Genomic DNA, 17917 nt, shown 5'->3' on the forward strand with positions numbered 1-17917 from the left:
GCAAAGCTTGCAGGCTTTGACGTTGGTAGGGAGTCGGCATCCCATCGAGCAAGTGATAGATTAGTTCTTGGGCGTGGGCAAGAATGTCCATTGTTCTTGCGGTCTATTAGTTTCACGCCCTTTCTGCCACCTTTTAAGCCTTGGTGCAAGATCTGAGGAAAGAAATTCCAAAAAATATTACAAAACGTAAATGAAATTAAGATTATTATGGTTAATAAGATAGAAATCTCTTTTCATACATGTTTAGTTCCAACTTGCCTGAACCGAATTTATTAAAAACTGTTCTACAACCGCTATTGGAAGACTTTCAATACTGGTTTGAGCGATCGCAAGTGCTGCTCGAAACAGAGGAAATTCGATTTTTAGGCGCAGAGAAGCAGGCTGATTTGCTAGCACGAGTCAAGCAGGCGCAACAGGAAGTTCGCACGACTCAAATGTTGCTTCAGGTGACAGGTGGTCAGGTGGGCGTAGAAACAACAGTCTTGATGCCGTGGCATCAGCTTGTCACTGAATGCTGGCAAACCACCATCCGTTTCCGTTTGGAACGCTCTGCTGGCTACGAAGGAGTAGATTAAGCTGCAAAAAATCTGAGAAACTATTGGCAATGAAGCTCAACATTGCCTGGGACCAACTGCTGTCTGCTCCACTTTCCAGCTTGGTTCCATTTCGAGCAAAATTTGCGAACTTGCTGGTGAGCTATTAGGCTGGGAGGACCAAAATTATGTTGCACCTGCTTTACGTTATTGCTTTTACCATTCTGGCGTTTTTGGCGATCGCGAATCTAATTCGCAACATGCTGACCCTAGGAATGGAATCTCAACGGAGTTATGCTCCTGCCGGATGGTCTGCTGGCAATGGTGCAGCGACTTCACGGCCTCGACCTGTACCACACCCAGAGTTTCTAGATGATGCGGGCAACGTGATCAACGAGCCGCTACTGGTCATGCGTTCTATGTCTGTAGAGGATGCCCGTGAGCATTTAGATGCACTTTATGATTCTTCCCCTGGCAACAGCAATAGTGGCGACACTCGGGAAGAGAGTTAGAAACCAGGAACCACCCTAACCCAGCTTTTTTAGGCAGCCCTAAAGCGAGGATGGGTTTTCAAAACGCTTGGTTCAAATCGCTGTACCCACTGCACAAAGGACTCCGTCATGGTGCTGGTGGGTTCTGCTTGCTGAATTAACAAAGCCATGTAGCGAGCTGGCTGCTTCACCACAACGGCACAACAGTCAGGCCCTTGAATGACCGCATGATGGAATCCTTCTAGCTGGAGCGAAGACATCAGCAGCGATCGCAAGCCAAGGGCTTGAAAAATAGTCTGCACCCAACTCATATTGCTGCTCTCTCCAGCCGTAAAATATTCCTTGGGTAGACCGTTTAAGTCAAAAATGGCCGCCCCAACAATACTGTTGCTGTAAGCAGCATATTCATCTTGATCCGGTGGGGTCGGTTTGGCTCCAGATGCAGGATTGGAAGACATAGTGAGCTCACTTGGGCGATCGGTGACTGAAACTGAAAGACAAAATCAACAGCAACAATTTCAGGATGCCCCTTAATTGAGTTGTAACGGTGGGCTTGGAAGCGCGGCGAACTACCTCTGCACTTCGCGCCTAAGCTTAGGTTACAAAATTTGGCTCTGTTGAGACGACCGTAAAATTGCTCACTTCCAATTTTGACACTGTAGCAGTTCGGTGAGCCTGCCTAAGTTTTTAATCAATCAGTTGCCCTGCGTGGTTCAGTTACACTAAGAGCATCTAGCAATCCTTACATATCCTGCAATGGCGGCGAATTTACCTGATCCTACTGGTACTTCCCCAGCAAAGCCGAACTCCACAGTCGGTACCCGCATTCGAAATTTACTCATTGTTCTAGTCGCGATCGCTCTGAGCGTTGCTGTTTTCTTTGGGTTGCAAACTCAAACCACCTCAGTTTCACTCAATAGCTTGGCCGAGGAAGCAACTCCCCTAGAAGTAGCCCTCAAAAATGGCAAGCCAACCTTAATGGAGTTCTACGCCAATTGGTGCACGAGTTGCCAGGCGATGGCTCCAGAAATTAATGCTCTAGAGCAGCGATATCAAGGCCAAGTTAACTTTGTCATGCTCAACGTAGACAACACGAAGTGGCTGCCAGAAGTCTTGCACTATCGGGTAGATGGCATTCCCCATTTCGTGTTCCTCAACCAGGATGGTCAAGCCATTGCCAACGCCATTGGAGAGCAACCTCGTACGATCATGGCCGCTAACTTAGAAGCCCTAGTTGCAGGATCTTCACTGCCTTATGCTCAAGCTAGCGGTCAAGTTTCAGCTTTTAGCACAGCAGTCAAACCAACTAAACCTGCTGGTGATGATCCTCGCAGTCATGGCAGTCAAGTTGTAAACTAACTGATTTAGCGCATATTCCTAGAATCTCGCTTGGCAGCCTCTAGTTGCAGTCGCTGAGCTTTGGCTTTTGGCTGAGCAACTGCTCTAGCAGGCTGGCAGGCTGGGGTGGATTTTGTATAGGCTCTGTAACAACCTCTGTTGGTTCGTAGTCAGACCAATGGGATTGCAGAAAGCGGGAGGTTTCGTGTACTTCGGGTGGCAAAGGCTTTTCCCAGTTTTCTGAGTGAATCTCTGCTTCTGGTTCGGTCTTTGTAATCTTAGCTTCACCATCGTGAGTACAACGTGTCGCTAGCTGCTCTAGAACCTGCGATGGCACAGAGCCTAAGGTCTGAGACGCATGACAGATAAAGAATGTAAACGTCAAACTGCCCAGACGGACGCGATCGCCTTCTTTGAGCAAGGCGCAGTGCCAGATGCGTTCACCATTGATGAAAGAACCATTAGTACTATCGAGATCGATTAAATAGAACCCTTGGCCTGCCACATATTGAATGACAGCATGACGCCGAGATAAGCGCTCATCCCGAATTGGTATTGCGGCATGGCGATCGCGTCCAATAATCCAAAGCTGTTGTGGCTGAAGTAAGGCTTGAGTATTTCCTTGAATTAAGTTCGTTACTAAATGAACCTGATCATCACTCACCACCCCCTGAACATATTGGAGCGTGACTTGATAGGGATGGCTCTTACCAGAGTTCTCCAGTTCTAAAATCTCATTGAGCAAATCACGATGATGCTCATAAAGCTTGAGAAAAACCCGATATAAGCCTAAACGTTGTTCTAACTCTGCCTCGGTGAAAGGGGTCATCATTCCCAAGGATTGTGCAGCCCAAGAGCGTGGATCAATCATAGTTGGCTGTAGAAATTTAGACAGCGCACAACGTAACCTGTCGCCTTATAGAGTTACAAGGTGACGTTCGAAATATAACCAGCCGAAATGTAGGTAGGCTGCAAAATTCATGTCAGATCGGGTCTAACTATTTAGTGCTGATTCTCACAGCAGTAGAATTTTGCATTAAAGACGCGCTTAGTAAAATTGTCCTCGTGGCTGAATCAGCCCTTAGTAAAAATTACACCTTAGTCTCTAGATTAGAACGCCTAACAGCCCGAGATAACCGCAGTATTACTTAGTTCTCATTAGTCACGGCTTTAGAGAAAACTCTGGAAGACTTAGTTTTACGGAGACATCCTGCTTAAAAAGCTTAAGACTGTTGCAGAAAGCTCAAAAGCTCCCGGTTCACAGTTTGGGGTGCTTCTTGTTGAATCCAATGTCCACAGTGAGGAACGAACTTCAGCTTGAAGGGTCCTACCATAAACGCCTCTAGCCCTTCAGTCAGCTTTGAACCCAATAATGCATCTTCTTCGCCCCACAAGATCAAGGTAGGCACCGTGATTAGCTCAGGTGATTGCCAACTACGCAACAAACTCTGCCAGGAAAAGAGCTGACGATGATATTTTAGGGCAGCTGCCAGCACTCCAGGTTTGCTTAAAGCTGCTTCATACATTTGGGTGTCTTCTGCTGTGAAAGCTCCCTTGCGGATGGCCTGCCCTCGGAAGAAATCCTGCACAAAATTTTTCAGATTTTGCTGAATCACCCACTCTGGTAAACCAGGCACTTGAAAGGCGAAAAAATACCAGCTTCGCCGCATTTGATCCAAGTTACTCGCTAACTCTTGGATAAAGCGTTGCGGATGAGGTGCATTCAAAATTGCTAGGCGATCGAGATAGTGAGGAAAACGTTGCGCCAAATGGCAAGCAATTACTCCGCCCCAATCATGGCCCACAACATGCGCCCGGACATAACCTAAATTCTCTATCAACCCCTGGATGTCAGCGCTCAGGGTATCGAGGTCATAGCCATGCTCTGGCTTATCAGAATCGTTATAGCCTCTGAGATCAGGTACCACGACTTTGAAATGACGGGCTAACACAGGAATTTGGTACCGCCAAGAATACCAAAACTCTGGAAAACCGTGCAGTAAAACTACAAGGTCTCCTTCTCCTTGCGTCACACAATGGAGTCGAATGCGGTTTGTCTCCACAAATTGATGATGCCAACCAGAGTCTTCAACTGTCATGTCAAATCAGCACCTTTTCTGCATACCAGCATGGCTAACCTTGGGGTAGGAAGCCACTCTGAATTATGCCTCTAATTTGGCTTGGCAGTTGATCGATGACTGCAAGGTTAAGGCCAGTTATTCTTGTGCTCAAGTCTCAAGCGATCGCGCAGTCCTAGACTTCTTGAGCCACAGTCGGACGGTATTCTGCTGGCTTGATTTGATATTTCACTAGATTAGCCAACTCTTGCAACTGACTAATGGCTTCAGCACCCTCTAGCTTCATCAATTCCCGGTCGTCCCGCATTTCGGTCCAGGTAATCCCGTAGTCAGAAACCAAAAATCGGATTAAATGATTATCTCTCAAGCTCACCATGAAGGAGGCACTATTCATTTGCCCACCACAGGTGTAGCAAGAAGCTAGGTAGCCTCGATTTTCGAGTACAGTAGCCAGGGCTTGTAAGCTCATAACCAAGTCCTGGACAAATTGACGGTGTTGTTCTGCAAGTCTTAGAAACACGTTCGTCCTCCAATCACCACACCTCATTCTAGACCTTTTTATACTTTCTTAAGAATTTTGATTTTCCTAAGAAGTCAATCTTCAGGTGTTGGGATCTCTACTGTTCAGAATGCCCAGTTCTTTTAGTAAAGTTTGCGCTCCCAACATCACCTGCTCAGGTTAACGGACGGCTTCATTTGAGGAAGTATCCAGTACAACAGTTAGATGAACTCTTTCATAGTGAATCAAGCTCAAACAATAAGATTCCGCCTTTGGACTGACTTAAATTACAAGTAGTTTTAAGGCGGAATGTATACAAAGCTTGCAATTTGAACACAATCTCAATCATTGATTTGAGATTCATATAGTCCTGATTTGCAATCTGTATCAATGGACAAAGATTGTGCTTGAAAACACATTAATTACGTGGTTTGAACTAACTAAGATTGCTTAGTTAACTTGCCACCATCCCAAGCTAGGCCCAATAAAACGAACCGTTATCCAGTAGGCAACTAGCAGTCCAATCCCCACCCAAGCGCCTTGAGAACTCCATTTGACGAATTGTTCGGATTGCTTTTTTGTAAATGAGAATTTAGAGAGGATACTCGGTTCTTGACCGTATTTTTCTCCCAATGCTTCTTTGCGACGCTTTGAATCACCCATGACTCTAGAGGTAAATATTGACGAATAATTTGATCGTAGTCTTTACACTCAGGATACGACCCAGTTGGCGTTTCAAAGCTGAGGCATCTACAAATCTTCTTACCCCGAATGGGTAAAGGATTAGTCCAAAACCGAATAGTCAGATTGGTTAAACAAGCCTGGATCGAGATAGTTGATCCGAGCTAAAGGGCTGAGGGCAGCAAGGACTTGATGACCATAGCTGCGATGTAAAACTCGATTATCTAGCAGCGCAACCACCCCCTGACACTCCCTCACAGGCGCGATCGCCCGCTGCAATTCACTCAGCGCCGTGGGCAAGAGGTAGAGCCGAAACCAATCTTGCCGCAGGCGTTTGTAGTAAGCTACTCGACCTGCCACCAGCGGGTGCTCTAGAGAGGGAATCGGTAGGGTTGCGATCGCCAAAAGATGCGGTGCAGGTAAAACATGCTGGTACTGCCGCCAAAATTCCCAGCCTGTGACTAAGATGCCGTTGTCATCCAGACAAGTCTTCTCCACCTGAACTCTGGAGCCAAACTCTCCTGCTAACACCGAGCCGACTTGGGCCTTTAAAGGTACATCCCCCACTATCAGCACTGTTAAGCCTGGAGCAGTGAGGCTAATATTCAACAAAGCTCGCACTTCCTGGAGCAACGCTGTCTGAAATTGAGGTGTGTTGGGCATCGGGAGCCCATCTGGTAAATAAAGCTGAACTAACTCACTTTGGCGATCGGGAGCAAATTTCAGACAGGTTAAATCTTTCAGACCCAGCCGTTGGCGGTAAATCGTTGCCTCTGCCTCTAAATCGAGCGCACCACCAATTAAAACCACAGGCTGTTGAGGCCAAATTTTCTCTAAGACGGGGGCAACATCAACTGGGCCACAGTGCAAGGAAAATTGCCCGTGCTGCCGTGCGATCGTCGCCCAAATGAGCTGATCAGGGCTCTGCAATCGCTGCCAAAAATAGCTCCAAGCGTCAGGCAGAGTCGGTAAAGCCGCAGGGGGATTCAGTTCGGTAACGAGACTAGACGGCTCACCAGATGCCTTTGCCTCCTGAACTGGAGCTTGCCCAGCGCCGAGTTGCCTGAAGAGATCGTGCAATATTTCTCGTTCTTCTGACTCAACCAAGTAGCATTCGTAGGGATTGGCAGGATGCTGAAAGATAGCTCTCGTTAGCTGAACTCGCACATCTCGAATGGCTTCTGCTCGCTCAGGACGAGCCAGCATTAAGTCATTCCAGTGACTCAGCTCTAGGCGGGCTGTCAATTGGCTCTGCGCCCAAGCTTCCAAATCATCTACACCGTCCACGATGGTAGGAATGCCTTGAGGAAAGCGACTTTGATCGGTTAAGCGATCGCTGAGCCACTCTTCGGGTGTGGTTAAGAGTAATCCTTGAAACTCTGGCCCAGGCCAGCGATCGCCAGTCAAAATTGGTTTATGGGTTTGAATCCACTGCCGAAGTCGTGGAATCTCAACCATGAGTAGGCGTTGCTGTACTTCTTCTGGCACCGCCAATACGGCTGAACCTGGCCAAATGAGTAAGGGCACCAAATAACTTAGGCGGTAGCGTCCGTGGCTACCGGAAGGAGCACCTGCTTGGATCAAGGCACTACGACCAAGTCTTAACGCTCGCGCCACCAAACGTCCCATCGTCAAGTGATGGGGCCAGTAGGGCTCACCTTGTTCTCGGAGGAAAGCACGGAGTTGCTGGTGGACTTCTACTTCAATCACAAGCCAGGAGCGTTAGATTACCGCGTGACCTTTATTCTGACATAGGCGCTAAAAATCCCTGCTGGTTCTAAAGTTACCGCAGGGATTTTTGCAACGTGATGCTTGATCAATTATGACAACTGTTAGCCAAGACAGGGGCTTTTAGGCAGGTTTGTTTGAACCCGGATTAGCGCCGTCGGCTACCTGAGCGCGATCGCCGTACTCCAGTAGAGCGACTGCTGCCAAAACCACCAGAACCCCGGTTGACTCTAGGCTGCGATCGCCCAGATTGGCGGAGAGTACTGGAACCATATCCAGAACCAGTAGAGCGATTGCCAGAGGTAGAAGGTCGCCGTACCGTACTGGGTTGACCAGAAGTAGGAGTTCTCAAACGGCCCGTAGTCCGCAAAGTTTGACGGTTGCGCACAGCGGGAGGTGGAGTTTGATAACGCGATTGGTAGCTGTTCACAGCTTGGCCGTAAGTATCGCCATATCCACCGAATCCCCTTAAACCGCCTGGTTGGTAGACGGGTGGCACATAGTAACGCGGGGTGAACAAGAGATTACCAACGACCTGTCCTGCCAAAGCTCCCGCAAAAGGCGTCCAGAAACTCGATTGCTGACGCACAACCACTGTTTCTTGTCTGCCAGTCTGAGGATCGGTTTGATTCTCGACCACGTTGTGAACGTACTCAATTTTGAAATCTTCTGCCACATGGAGGGACGCTTTGCCCCCATCAACTTTTAGATAGTTTTGCTGTTTGGAGGAAACCTCAGCCTCGGTGAGGCGAGCCATCTGCAAATCGGGGGTCCGAAAAACGGCAGGCACTCCGGGCTGTGTATTGAGCAAGACCAAGCTATATTCGCCGTTAGCGTCGTTATAGGTTGCCTGCTGTACAGGATACTGACCACTGGGTATGCGAGTGGGTGCGGTCGAAGCACTCACGCTAGGAGCTGGAGACTGAACTGATGGAGTTTCACCACAAGCTAGCGTGGTCCAACACAACGCCACAGCCGTAACTAAAATTACAAATCGACGAAACATAGGTGGGTGAATTACTGTATTCATTTCAAGATTGATTTTATGAACCATCCAGCATTGTGGCTAAATGGCATGGGATGGATTTAGCGGATGAGGCCATCTCCTGCAACTGGCAGCTATTACCCATGGTCCCTAGAGGGGGACTAACTCTGCGAAGTTGAGTAATAGTTGATCTGAGGTCAGTTCATCACCAAGTTGAGCAGGTGAGAAATGCACCTGGATGGCTCGCAGATTGCCCTGGTAATGTAGATTAATCAGCGCTTTTAAGGCTGCTGTCATTGCTTCCATACTAGCGAGATCGGTTTCCAATTCAGGGACTTCCCCTGTAAAAGCGACCGTGATCATCACCACCAAGTTGCGCGTGACAGGTAAGGTTAATGGCTCCACTTCTGGAGATTGGCTTAGATCTGGCTCGCTGAGGTAACGCTGGGCTGAATCTGTGAACAAGTCGGTAACAAAGTCTCCCGCTTCTCCTTCATTCCAAAACACATCCCCTTCGTTAGCAGCAGTTTGCCAGTAGAGGTCGTTTTGCAACAAAGTTTGGCAGACTTCAACCAATCCCTCTCCTAAGACTTGCAAATCACCATCCGAGTCCATTGCCTGCCGAGCGGCACGATTGAGCACACCTAGGACCGGGGCAACTTCTTGCCCTGCTAAATGCAGCATGAGCCGACAAACAACAAACCGAGTGCGTCCACTCATTTGGCTAAAGCGATCGCGCCAAGAACTCATGGTTGACCTCGCTGCTAAAGACAACTAGTACAGGTTACAGCCTGCCTATCGCTTACTTTAGTAGTCATCAGTTTTCAGACTCTCTACCTTAGGGTAAACGTGGGCAGCATTCCTATTTTCTAGCAAGGTTTGGCCCCAAAGCTCTACCCCAGAAATCCGTCCCTACAGAGCCGCATTCAGAGATCCATTTCTAGCAGGCAGCTAACGATCCAGGTAATAGAATCCTCGGAGAAAATCGATCACAACACTTACGGGCAGTAGAGTTGGCTTATTGGCAGTGGCGCTCTGCAACCCAGCTTTAGCGAAGCTAGAAGGACTCATGAAGCGTTTGCCAAACATGGGGTGGTAGTAGGCGGTAAGGGTGCGATCGCTGGAATTAGTCAGAATAGTTTGAGTAGGCGCAGCAAAAAAGTTGGTTTCTCTCTCTAAGGCTGGCTTTTCGGCAGGCGTTGGTTCTTGGCTGGGTAAAGGTGGCGACATCCGAATCTTTTCGGTTTGCTGGCTGATTTGGGTCAAGGCGGCGCTGAGCTGCTCTAGCCGCTCTAGTTCCTTGACGCTCAACTCTTGAGTGCCTTGCGATCGCACCATATTCAGCAGCCCCAGGATTTGCTGTCGCACTGTTTTGGCATCTTGAAACGGCAAAATTGCGACATAGGCGATCGCAAACAACTGTTCATCACCGTTGAGGCCAAAGGTCAGCGTAGTGCGCCGCCGACCGACATCAATGCTGGGAGGAGAGCCTAACGTTTTGCAGTGCTGGGCAATTTGGTGATAGGCCGCAGCCAAGGCCAAGTGCCCTGCTGAGCTGAGCGGCGCGTCGATAACCACCTGCACCGTGGGCGGGGTCGATTTGAAAAATTTCTTGTGTTCTTCAGCGGCAAAGCGATGAATTTGGCTCTGATCACCTGTTGGGCTCAGGTCAATCCACTCACAGGTAATTCCTTCGGTTTTAATGCCAAAACGGGATACTGCATGCACTCTGGCTCCGGTTAGAGTGGCACCTGTTAAGTCCGCGCCGATCCAATCAGCCCGAATTAAGTTCACTTGGCTCAGGTCTGCGTAGACCAAGCTGGTGTTCATCAAATTGGTGTTGCTCAGATCCGCCCGACTCAGATCAGCGCCACTGAGTTTGGCCCCGCTCAAGTCGGCTCCATGCAATTTAGCGCCACTGAGATCGGCCCAGCGTAGATTTGCACCGCTGAGGTCAGCACCGCTGAGATTGGCCTGATTCAGGTTAGCTTGCCGCAGCTCCGCCCCACTTAAATTCGCACCACTGAGGTCTGCCTTACTCAGATCCGCACCTTGTAAGTTCGCTTGCTCTAAAGTAGCCCCTGTGAGAGAAGCACTTCTCAAATCAGCTGAGCTGAGGTTGGCCCGGAGCAATGTGGCCTGACGCAATTTAGCTTCGCGTAGATTCGCCTCACTCAGATTTGCTCGACTTAAGTTCACACCACTCAGGTCTGCTAACACCAACTCCGCCCGCACCAGCGCTGCTTGCGTCAAGTTGGCCCCACTTAAGTCAGCCCGAATTAAATTGGCGACATTGAGGTTAGCGCCGCTCAAGTCAGCCTTGGTCAAATTCGCGCCACTGAGCCTAGCCACATTCAATTTGGTTCGACTCAGGTTAGCTTCACTCAAATTCGCGCCACTGAGATTTGATACACTCAAGTTCGCTTGACTCAAGTTCGCTTTGCTCAGGTTGACGCCACTGAGATTCGCCTCACGTAAGTCAGCCGCTATAAATTCTCTAGTCCCCGCTCCGTATTTTTTTAGGAGTTCCTCTGCGTTCATCAAGATTTCCTTTTAGAGATCCAAAAATGATGGAGATAGGCGGCATCTAGTCATGGTTGAGCTACGTGAGCCTGAGTAGCTGGTTGAGTCAGTAAGCACTGAATATTGGCAGGATAGCAGATGAATATTGGGATTGTTGGACTGGGCTTAATCGGGGGCTCGTTGGGGCTAGATTTGCGATCGCGTGGGTACCAGGTTTTGGGGGTGAGTCGTCAAGAGCACACTTGCCAGCGAGCCATCGCCAGGGAAGCCGTCGATGATGCCAGTGTCAACTTAACGCTCTTGGCTGCTGCCGATGTGGTTTTTATTTGTACCCCTCTCTCTGCGATCGAATCAACCGTCATCCAGCTGATCCCACACCTGGCTGCGACCACGATTCTAACGGATGTTGGCTCGGTCAAAACCTCCGTGGTGGATAGCATCACTCCACGCTGGTCCAACTTTGTTGGTGGGCATCCCATGGCAGGGACCGCAGAGAATGGCATTGAGGCAGCCCAATCCGACTTGTTTGCTGGAAAACCCTACGTCCTAACGCCGACAGCCAGCACCCCACCCGTGGCGATTGAAACGCTGGAACTGCTAGTGCGATCGCTGGGTGCTCACCTCTACCACTGTCGGCCTGAAGATCATGATCGGGCTGTGGCTTGGATCTCTCATTTACCTGTGATGGTCAGCTCTAGCTTAATCGCAGCTTGCATGAGTGAGACAGACCCTACCACCCTAGAACTTGCCGAAGCTTTAGCCAGCTCTGGCTTTAAGGATACAAGCCGCGTTGGGGGAGGAAATCCAGAGCTGGGTTTGATGATGGCACGCTATAACCGCTCAGCTTTGTTGCGATCGCTAGCCGCTTACCGAGACCAACTCGATCAAATTATGGCGGCTGTGGAGCAAGAAAACTGGGATGGTTTGGTAGACCAACTAAAGCAAACTCAGCAAGGGCGATCGCGCTTCGTAAAGTGAGAAGTTTAAGACTTCCCGCGCATCACTTCTCGACCCAGCATAAATAGCCCTGCCACTCCTAACCCCACAAACCAGATGTAAGGCTGCCAATAGTAGGTCATTTGTTCAGCAGGGCCGAACTCTGGGCAAACCCACTTAATGTAGAGCCACAGCAAGGCCAACGATGTGGCACCAGAGCCGACAAAGAATAGCCCTACTCGCAGACGAGCAGGTTGTAGCTCTGTTGCACTTGGTAAGCTCCACAGACGAGCCGTTGGTTCAGCGTTAATGGGTTCTGAGGCGATCGCTGCGGGTGAGTCAGCGGCAATCTCTAAGCTGGGTGGGGCAGGAGCTAGTTCTAGGGGGGGTAGCAGATCAATAGTTTGCGGTAGCGGTGGCTCAGCAAACTCTGGCGGCTCAGCAAAGTCCCAGGATTTTGGTGAAGAAGCGGAGGCAGGGTGAGATTCCAAGCTCATGGAGCAGCTTCCTGCATGAAACAAGATTGCTTTCTATGGTAGGACACTCTGCTAACCTCCCTGCCTGATTTAGGTTGCGGATGAAACGGATGAAACCGTCGTGGCTTGCAGCTCCTTCAAACGAGCGAGCACTTCGCTGCTGTGGACAGCAGGATTCACACCTGTGAAACGCTCCCGCAAAACTCCTTCAGGATCAACGATGAAGGTATGCCGCGCTGAGAGGAAGCCTAACCAAGAACCGTAAGCTTTGCTCACACTGCCATCTGCATCCGCCAAGAGCGGAAACTTTAAGCCTTCGGAGTCACAGAACTCTGCGTGAGAATCGACAGAATCAGCACTCACCCCCAAAATTTCGGTATTTTTGGCCGAGTACTTTGGTAGATCCTGCTGGAAGCGACGAGCTTCCAAGGTGCAACCAGAGGTAAAGTCCTTGGGATAGAAGTAGACAACCACCCACTTACCTCGATAGTCAGCGAGCGAAATTGCTCCATCTCCCGTATTGGTCGGCAAGGTAAATTCTGGCGCAGGTCGGTTGAGTTCTGGCAACTTGCCACCGAGCGCATGGGCTGCTGGTACTAGATTAAAGACCGCCAATATGGCGAGAACGTAAGCGAAGAGAGCACCGAGCAACGTACGACGAGAGATCATGGTCAAGATGTAGGGCTGTACTTAACACAAGTTTACATATTTCTCAGGTATCTTAGCCTCTGTTTAGAGGTAGTCCCAGGATCTTCACAAAAAGTTCGCGATCGCCTCCTCATTGCTAGAACGCTCTTTAAAGTACCTACATCTTGATTGGTCTAAACGGATAACTCTCTGTTCGCCCTGCTCGACACTTAACAGAACTGGCTACGATGAAATTAGGCGTTTATTGTCCTTAAAGAAAGCGCTGATTTCCCTGGAGGTTCACTTTGGATAGTTCTCGGCCTCAATTTGATCCTGATGCCAATTTAGTTGCCGCTGACCAAACCAGTGGGGATTGGCAGCAGACCAACTTGGACGCAGAACTGGAAAATGCCATCTTTAGCTTTGAAGACATTCAGGCAGAACTCAATTACAAGCAAGCCCAAGATGCCCTACGCGAGATTGTGGGTCATCTGGATTTAACACCGCAAGAACGCGCTGGCCTAGAGCCAGAAATTCAAGGTCTAGAGCGCATGCTGGATAAGCTAGACCGTTCTGTGGTACATATCGCTGTGTTTGGTATGGTGGGGCGGGGTAAGTCTTCTTTACTCAATGCCTTACTCGGTCAAGACCTCTTTGAGGTTGGCCCCATTCATGGGGTGACGCAGGTGATTCAGAGCGCGGATTGGAGCCTGCGAAGAGAGGCGGTAGCAGGAAGCGATCGCGACATTATTCGGGTAGCGTTGCCAGGAGTAGGCGATTCTCGGATTGAGCTGATTGATACTCCCGGCATTGATGAAGTGGATGGTGAAAAGCGTGAAGCTTTGGCGCGTCAAGTGGCAAAACAGGCAGATTTGATTCTGTTTTTAGTCGCGGGTGACATGACTAAAGTGGAGTACGAAGCGCTCTCAGAATTGCGGGAAGCCAGCAAGCCAATTCTGTTGGTATTTAACAAAATTGACCAATATCCCGACGCCGATCGCACCGCAATCTATCAAAAAATTCGAGACGAACGAGTTAAAGAATTGCTCTCGCCAGAAGAGATTGTGATGGCAGCGGCTTCTCCCCTAATTGCCAAAGCTGTACGTCACCCAGATGGCAAAATGACCGCTCAACTGAGCCGAGGCATTCCGGAAGTTGGCGAGTTGAAGCTCAAAATTTTGGAGATTCTGCACCGAGAAGGCAAATCTCTGGTGGCCCTGAACACCATGCTCTATGCCGATGATGTTAATGAGCAACTGGTGCAGCGGAAGATGGAAATCCGCGATCGCAGTGCCAACCAAATTATTTGGAATGGAGTCATGACCAAAGCGGTGGCGATCGCCCTCAACCCCATCACGGTCATTGATGTGTTGGGGAGTGCGGCCATTGATGTAGCGTTGATTCTGACGCTATCGAAGCTTTACGGCATCTCTATGACTCAGAAAAACGCCATTAATTTGTTGCAAAAAATTGCGCTGACAATGGGTGGCATCAGTGCCAGTGAGCTTCTGGTGACGTTTGGATTGAGTTCTCTGAAAGGGCTGTTGGGTGCTTCGGTTCCAGCCACTGGAGGACTGGCGATCGCGCCCTATCTCTCTGTTGCCGTTACGCAGGCAGGCGTAGCAGGCGTTTCCACCTACGGAATTGGTCACATTACCAAAGCCTACCTCGCCAATGGAGCCACCTGGGGACCAGAAGGCCCAAAAGCAGTCGTGACCCGGATTTTGGCTTCTCTGGACGAAGAATCAATTCTGGGTCGCATCAAAGATGAATTGCGGGCCAAGCTGGATCTGTCTACCAAACGAGCGCAAGCTAAGGCCAATTCTTCAGAAGAGCAAGTTTAAATCGCTAAAACGTCACGACAGTCCGAATTGCCTCACCTTTGTGCATCAGGTCGAAGGCTTCGTTGATTTGCTCGACTGGCATCACATTAGTGATCAGATCATCAATGTTGATTTTGCCGTCCATGTACCAATCCACAATCTTGGGTACATCGGTGCGGCCTCTGGCTCCCCCAAACGCAGAGCCTTTCCAGACACGACCAGTCACCAGTTGAAATGGTCTTGTGCTGATTTCTTGGCCTGCTCCTGCCACCCCGATGATGATGCTGACACCCCAACCTTTATGGCAACACTCTAGAGCTTGGCGCATGACGTTGACGTTGCCGATGCACTCAAAGCTGTAATCCGCTCCGCCTTTGGTCAGCTCTACTAGGTGAGCTACCAGATCGCCCTCCACTTCTTTAGGGTTGACGAAGTGGGTCATGCCCAATTTTTCAGCTAAGGCGCGTTTTGTGGGGTTGATGTCCACACCCACAATCATGTTGGCTCCCACCATCCGGGCACCCTGGATCACATTGAGACCAATGCCACCCAATCCAAATACCACGACATTAGCTCCTGGTTCTACCTTGGCGGTGTAGAGCACTGCACCAATCCCGGTGGTGACACCACAGCCGATGTAGCAAACTTTGTCGAAGGGGGCATCTTCACGAATTTTGGCCACGGCAATCTCAGGCAGCACCGTGTAGTTGGCGAAGGTAGAGGTGCCCATGTAGTGGTGAATCATCTTGCCGCCGATCGAGAAGCGACTGGTGCCATTGGGCATTAAACCTCGGCCTTGCGTGCCTCGAATGGCTTGGCACAGGTTGGTTTTGAGGCTGAGGCAATACTCGCAATTGCGGCATTCAGGCGTATAGAGTGGAATCACATGATCGCCAGGTTTTACCGAAGTGACTCCTGAGCCAACTTCCACCACCACACCAGCACCTTCGTGTCCCAAAATGGCTGGAAACAAGCCTTCTGGGTCAGCACCAGAAAGCGTAAAGGCATCAGTGTGACAAATTCCTGTCGCTTTGATTTCGACTAGCACTTCCCCTGCTTGGGGGCCTTCTAGCTGTACCGTTTCAATACTCAACGGCTTCCCAGCTTCAAAGGCAACTGCGGCTTTTACGTCCATGACACGGCTCCTAACATTGCTCTCTCAGACATACTCTGGCTTAATAGACGGTTTCGTCTTCTTTGCGCCATGCGGGATCGACAATACAGATAAACACAAGCGGTTCGCTGCCAGTGTTGCGAATAAACTGCTTAGCGTCGGGTGGAATATAAACGGCATCCCCCGGTTCCACCATTTGGGTTTCGTCTCCAATGTGCATCTCTCCTCGACCGCTGAGAATGTAGTAGACCTCAGAGGTAGTGAGAGAATGAGGCGTGGAGGTTTCCCCGACTGGAACGATCGCATGGGCGAGGCTGTAGCGTAAATCGATCGCTTGCTTGTCGGGATGTAGGAGTTCTCGCAGTAGGGTACTGTCGCCAGCTACAAATTCTTCGCAGTCGTAGAGTTTTCGTACTAACATTCCTAAGTCTCACGCGATCGCTGGCAACGATTGTAAAGTACCAGAGCTATGATCGAACGCTCAGACAATGAGGAGCGATCGCTCTCATAACCTTTAGAAGCAATCCTTAGTAATGAGAAACGGGTAGGGGCTGAGTAGTCGGTTCGTAGTCAGGGCAGTAGATCGCATCTTCAGAGAGGGCTGTGGCGGGATGCACAGTGCATTTGAGGTGATAGTCTCCGGTGAAAAACTCACAGTTGGCACAAGGGATTTGGTGCATGCGCTTGGCACTCGTCACACCATCTCGCACCGCTGACCAAGTGTTCCAACTCACTAAAACAACTAGACCCCAAGCCGTAATAAAGCAAACAGGAATCAGAATTGGCTGAATAACCTGAATCAGGAAATACAGCAGTTGCAATAGGCTAATCAAGAGGGTGTCAAACATAAGAAGTACTGCTGCCACCGATTAGTTTTAAGTACCAATCGATCGCAGGAAATGCAAGTGGTTTGTAAAAGTTTTTGAGACATCTCCCCTTCTGGCCGTGTCGGTTAGTAGAGCTGTCTTAATTTCAAAATTAGCAATCGCTAAACTAGAAAGCCTGTGCCGTTGGATGCATCTGTTTTTATCTGGTTTTTATCTGGGGATTTATGCCACTGCACCATAGTTCGGGTCGCTGGCGCTTGGGCTTAGCGTTGTCCTTGCTGACCGTATTGCTTTGGGGAGTGCTACCAGTGGCGCTAATGGTGACGTTGCAGGTTTTGGATGTATACACCGTCACTTGGTTCCGTTTCCTAGTTTCCTTTGGGCTGCTAGCGCTATATTTGGCAAGCCGTAAGCAGTTGCCCAACTTGGAAAAGCTGCGATCGCCCGGATTATGGAAATTATTGGCGATCGCGACTGTATTTCTGGCGATCAACTATTTGCTGTTTCTACAAGGGCTGGCTCAAACTTCACCTGCTAATGCCCAAGTGCTAATTCAGTTGGCTCCGGTGTCGATGGGTTTAGGGGCTTTGTGGGTGTTTAAGGAGCGTTACAGTTTGCGCCAGTGGACAGGTTTAGCTCTGCTGACACTGGGATTTTCCTTGTTTTTTCATGAGCAATTGCAAGCACTCGTGACTAGCTCGGCTCAATACTTGGGTGGGAGTGGTTTGTTGGTTTTGGCTGCGATCGCTTGGGCGGTTTATGCCTTAGCTCAAAAGCAATTGCTCCAGACCTTGCCGTCAGCCACGATTATGATGGCGATTTATGGCGGGGCCACGCTTCTGTTTACGCCGACGGCTGCCCCGCAGAAACTTCTCAGTTTGGATACATTTCATTGGATTGCCTTGCTCTTTTGCGCGTTAAATACTTTGATTGCTTATGGTGCCTTTGCAGAAGCGCTGGATCATTGGGAGGCCTCTAGAGTTAGTGCGGTTCTCTCGCTCACTCCAGTTGTGACCATTGGCACTATGTTAGGATTGCCTGTCTTCTGGCCGACCCTAATTGCCCCGGAGCAATTGACTATTTTAGGGATTGTGGGGGCGATTTTTGTGGTGTCAGGGTCTTTTGCGATCGCCCTAGGTCAAAGACCAAAGACAGACCCATCCGCAGTAAAATCATAAAAAGATCTAAACTCCGAGCGGAAAACCGGAGTTTTATGTCATGATCACAAGTTAGAATATTTGCTTCTGACTCGCATACT

General features: G+C 49.6%; 20 protein-coding genes. 6 read left to right on the top strand and 14 right to left on the bottom strand.

All coding sequences use genetic code 11. The annotated features are described in order from the left end of the window. Nucleotides 1-239 precede the first annotated feature (239 nt). Together H6F90_RS23380 and H6F90_RS23385 are read left to right on the top strand one after the other, a co-directional pair. A complete protein-coding gene (locus H6F90_RS23380) occupies nucleotides 240-575 on the top strand; it encodes a DUF2605 domain-containing protein (RefSeq protein ID WP_190434141.1) in 336 nt (111 codons plus the stop codon). A gap of 146 nt (nucleotides 576-721) precedes the next feature. Continuing rightward, nucleotides 722-1045, top strand: a complete 324-nt coding sequence (locus H6F90_RS23385; protein WP_190434139.1) for a DUF2973 domain-containing protein — start codon at nucleotides 722-724, stop codon at nucleotides 1043-1045. A 29-nt stretch (nucleotides 1046-1074) separates the two neighbouring features. Here the strand turns inward: H6F90_RS23385 and H6F90_RS23390 are convergent, their stop codons facing one another. After that, the gene (locus H6F90_RS23390) at nucleotides 1075-1482 is read right to left on the bottom strand and encodes a hypothetical protein (RefSeq protein ID WP_190434138.1); all 408 of its coding nucleotides are present in this window, start codon (nucleotides 1480-1482) and stop codon (nucleotides 1075-1077) included. Between the two features lie 298 nt (nucleotides 1483-1780). Between H6F90_RS23390 and H6F90_RS23395 the strand changes: the two genes are divergently transcribed. After that, nucleotides 1781-2383 (top strand): thioredoxin family protein, encoded by a 603-nt coding sequence (locus H6F90_RS23395; protein ID WP_190554535.1) that lies wholly within the window; start codon nucleotides 1781-1783, stop codon nucleotides 2381-2383. 40 nt (nucleotides 2384-2423) lie between these two features. On the opposite strand, the gene H6F90_RS23400 is transcribed toward H6F90_RS23395, so the two are convergent. The 8 genes from H6F90_RS23400 to H6F90_RS23435 all read right to left on the bottom strand — a co-directional run bounded on the left by H6F90_RS23400 (nucleotide 2424) and on the right by H6F90_RS23435 (nucleotide 10874). Continuing rightward, entirely contained in the window at nucleotides 2424-3233 is an 810-nt protein-coding gene (locus tag H6F90_RS23400) for an FHA domain-containing protein (protein ID WP_190554536.1), read from the bottom strand. A gap of 352 nt (nucleotides 3234-3585) precedes the next feature. After that, nucleotides 3586-4461, bottom strand: coding sequence for an alpha/beta fold hydrolase (locus tag H6F90_RS23405; RefSeq protein WP_190554537.1), 876 nt, complete (start codon nucleotides 4459-4461; stop codon nucleotides 3586-3588). Nucleotides 4462-4615: 154 nt separating this feature from the next. Continuing rightward, entirely contained in the window at nucleotides 4616-4960 is a 345-nt protein-coding gene (locus tag H6F90_RS23410) for a DUF1815 family protein (RefSeq protein WP_190434131.1), read from the bottom strand. 429 nt (nucleotides 4961-5389) lie between these two features. Next, nucleotides 5390-5602: a DUF2839 domain-containing protein gene (locus H6F90_RS23415; protein ID WP_190434128.1), complete on the bottom strand. Its 213-nt coding sequence runs from the start codon at nucleotides 5600-5602 to the stop codon at nucleotides 5390-5392. Nucleotides 5603-5722: 120 nt separating this feature from the next. Next, the gene (locus H6F90_RS23420; RefSeq protein WP_190554538.1) at nucleotides 5723-7330 is read right to left on the bottom strand and encodes an ATP-dependent DNA helicase; all 1608 of its coding nucleotides are present in this window, start codon (nucleotides 7328-7330) and stop codon (nucleotides 5723-5725) included. A 166-nt stretch (nucleotides 7331-7496) separates the two neighbouring features. Then, on the bottom strand, nucleotides 7497-8378 hold the full coding sequence (locus H6F90_RS23425) for a hypothetical protein (protein ID WP_199296125.1): 882 nt from the start codon (nucleotides 8376-8378) through the stop codon (nucleotides 7497-7499). 105 nt (nucleotides 8379-8483) lie between these two features. Then, nucleotides 8484-9083 carry a DUF1517 domain-containing protein gene (locus tag H6F90_RS23430; protein ID WP_190434124.1) on the bottom strand — a complete coding sequence of 200 codons (600 nt, stop codon included), beginning with the start codon at nucleotides 9081-9083 and terminating at the stop codon, nucleotides 8484-8486. 201 nt (nucleotides 9084-9284) lie between these two features. Then, nucleotides 9285-10874 (bottom strand): pentapeptide repeat-containing protein, encoded by a 1590-nt coding sequence (locus H6F90_RS23435; protein WP_190554539.1) that lies wholly within the window; start codon nucleotides 10872-10874, stop codon nucleotides 9285-9287. Nucleotides 10875-10994: 120 nt separating this feature from the next. On the opposite strand from H6F90_RS23435, the gene H6F90_RS23440 reads away from it, so the two are divergent. Continuing rightward, the gene (locus H6F90_RS23440; protein ID WP_190554540.1) at nucleotides 10995-11834 is read left to right on the top strand and encodes a prephenate/arogenate dehydrogenase; all 840 of its coding nucleotides are present in this window, start codon (nucleotides 10995-10997) and stop codon (nucleotides 11832-11834) included. Between the two features lie 5 nt (nucleotides 11835-11839). Here the strand turns inward: H6F90_RS23440 and H6F90_RS23445 are convergent, their stop codons facing one another. Together H6F90_RS23445 and H6F90_RS23450 are read right to left on the bottom strand one after the other, a co-directional pair. After that, nucleotides 11840-12289 (bottom strand): hypothetical protein, encoded by a 450-nt coding sequence (locus H6F90_RS23445; RefSeq protein WP_190554541.1) that lies wholly within the window; start codon nucleotides 12287-12289, stop codon nucleotides 11840-11842. A gap of 69 nt (nucleotides 12290-12358) precedes the next feature. Beyond that, entirely contained in the window at nucleotides 12359-12937 is a 579-nt protein-coding gene (locus H6F90_RS23450; RefSeq protein WP_190554542.1) for a peroxiredoxin, read from the bottom strand. A gap of 263 nt (nucleotides 12938-13200) precedes the next feature. On the opposite strand from H6F90_RS23450, the gene H6F90_RS23455 reads away from it, so the two are divergent. Further along, nucleotides 13201-14739 carry a DUF697 domain-containing protein gene (locus tag H6F90_RS23455; RefSeq protein WP_190554543.1) on the top strand — a complete coding sequence of 513 codons (1539 nt, stop codon included), beginning with the start codon at nucleotides 13201-13203 and terminating at the stop codon, nucleotides 14737-14739. A gap of 4 nt (nucleotides 14740-14743) precedes the next feature. Here H6F90_RS23455 and H6F90_RS23460 read toward each other — a convergent pair whose 3' ends face one another. The 3 genes from H6F90_RS23460 to H6F90_RS23470 all read right to left on the bottom strand — a co-directional run bounded on the left by H6F90_RS23460 (nucleotide 14744) and on the right by H6F90_RS23470 (nucleotide 16680). Further along, nucleotides 14744-15853, bottom strand: coding sequence for an S-(hydroxymethyl)glutathione dehydrogenase/class III alcohol dehydrogenase (locus H6F90_RS23460; RefSeq protein ID WP_190554544.1), 1110 nt, complete (start codon nucleotides 15851-15853; stop codon nucleotides 14744-14746). 40 nt (nucleotides 15854-15893) lie between these two features. Then, complete coding sequence (locus H6F90_RS23465; RefSeq protein WP_190554545.1) at nucleotides 15894-16253, bottom strand: cupin domain-containing protein; 360 nt, start codon at nucleotides 16251-16253, stop codon at nucleotides 15894-15896. A 106-nt stretch (nucleotides 16254-16359) separates the two neighbouring features. Further along, nucleotides 16360-16680, bottom strand: a complete 321-nt coding sequence (locus H6F90_RS23470; protein ID WP_190554546.1) for a hypothetical protein — start codon at nucleotides 16678-16680, stop codon at nucleotides 16360-16362. A gap of 203 nt (nucleotides 16681-16883) precedes the next feature. Between H6F90_RS23470 and H6F90_RS23475 the strand changes: the two genes are divergently transcribed. Then, the gene (locus H6F90_RS23475) at nucleotides 16884-17837 is read left to right on the top strand and encodes a DMT family transporter (protein ID WP_190554547.1); all 954 of its coding nucleotides are present in this window, start codon (nucleotides 16884-16886) and stop codon (nucleotides 17835-17837) included. The last annotated feature ends 80 nt before the right edge of the window (nucleotides 17838-17917 follow it).

The organism is Trichocoleus sp. FACHB-591 (genome assembly GCF_014695845.1).
In the GTDB taxonomy this organism is placed as follows: Bacteria; Cyanobacteriota; Cyanobacteriia; order FACHB-46; family FACHB-46; genus Trichocoleus.

Bases quoted from the DNA above. Each gene is read 5' to 3' on its own strand.
- H6F90_RS23380 (WP_190434141.1), top strand. From the start codon at position 240: ATGTTTAGTTCCAACTTGCCTGAACCGAATTTATTAAAAACTGTTCTA.
- H6F90_RS23385 (WP_190434139.1), top strand. From the start codon at position 722: ATGTTGCACCTGCTTTACGTTATTGCTTTTACCATTCTGGCGTTTTTG.
- H6F90_RS23390 (WP_190434138.1), bottom strand. From the start codon at position 1,482: ATGTCTTCCAATCCTGCATCTGGAGCCAAACCGACCCCACCGGATCAA.
- H6F90_RS23395 (WP_190554535.1), top strand. From the start codon at position 1,781: ATGGCGGCGAATTTACCTGATCCTACTGGTACTTCCCCAGCAAAGCCG.
- H6F90_RS23400 (WP_190554536.1), bottom strand. From the start codon at position 3,233: ATGATTGATCCACGCTCTTGGGCTGCACAATCCTTGGGAATGATGACC.
- H6F90_RS23405 (WP_190554537.1), bottom strand. From the start codon at position 4,461: ATGACAGTTGAAGACTCTGGTTGGCATCATCAATTTGTGGAGACAAAC.
- H6F90_RS23415 (WP_190434128.1), bottom strand. From the start codon at position 5,602: ATGGGTGATTCAAAGCGTCGCAAAGAAGCATTGGGAGAAAAATACGGT.
- H6F90_RS23425 (WP_199296125.1), bottom strand. From the start codon at position 8,378: ATGAATACAGTAATTCACCCACCTATGTTTCGTCGATTTGTAATTTTA.
- H6F90_RS23430 (WP_190434124.1), bottom strand. From the start codon at position 9,083: ATGAGTTCTTGGCGCGATCGCTTTAGCCAAATGAGTGGACGCACTCGG.
- H6F90_RS23435 (WP_190554539.1), bottom strand. From the start codon at position 10,874: ATGAACGCAGAGGAACTCCTAAAAAAATACGGAGCGGGGACTAGAGAA.
- H6F90_RS23440 (WP_190554540.1), top strand. From the start codon at position 10,995: ATGAATATTGGGATTGTTGGACTGGGCTTAATCGGGGGCTCGTTGGGG.
- H6F90_RS23445 (WP_190554541.1), bottom strand. From the start codon at position 12,289: ATGAGCTTGGAATCTCACCCTGCCTCCGCTTCTTCACCAAAATCCTGG.
- H6F90_RS23450 (WP_190554542.1), bottom strand. From the start codon at position 12,937: ATGATCTCTCGTCGTACGTTGCTCGGTGCTCTCTTCGCTTACGTTCTC.
- H6F90_RS23460 (WP_190554544.1), bottom strand. From the start codon at position 15,853: ATGGACGTAAAAGCCGCAGTTGCCTTTGAAGCTGGGAAGCCGTTGAGT.
- H6F90_RS23465 (WP_190554545.1), bottom strand. From the start codon at position 16,253: ATGTTAGTACGAAAACTCTACGACTGCGAAGAATTTGTAGCTGGCGAC.
- H6F90_RS23470 (WP_190554546.1), bottom strand. From the start codon at position 16,680: ATGTTTGACACCCTCTTGATTAGCCTATTGCAACTGCTGTATTTCCTG.
- H6F90_RS23475 (WP_190554547.1), top strand. From the start codon at position 16,884: ATGCCACTGCACCATAGTTCGGGTCGCTGGCGCTTGGGCTTAGCGTTG.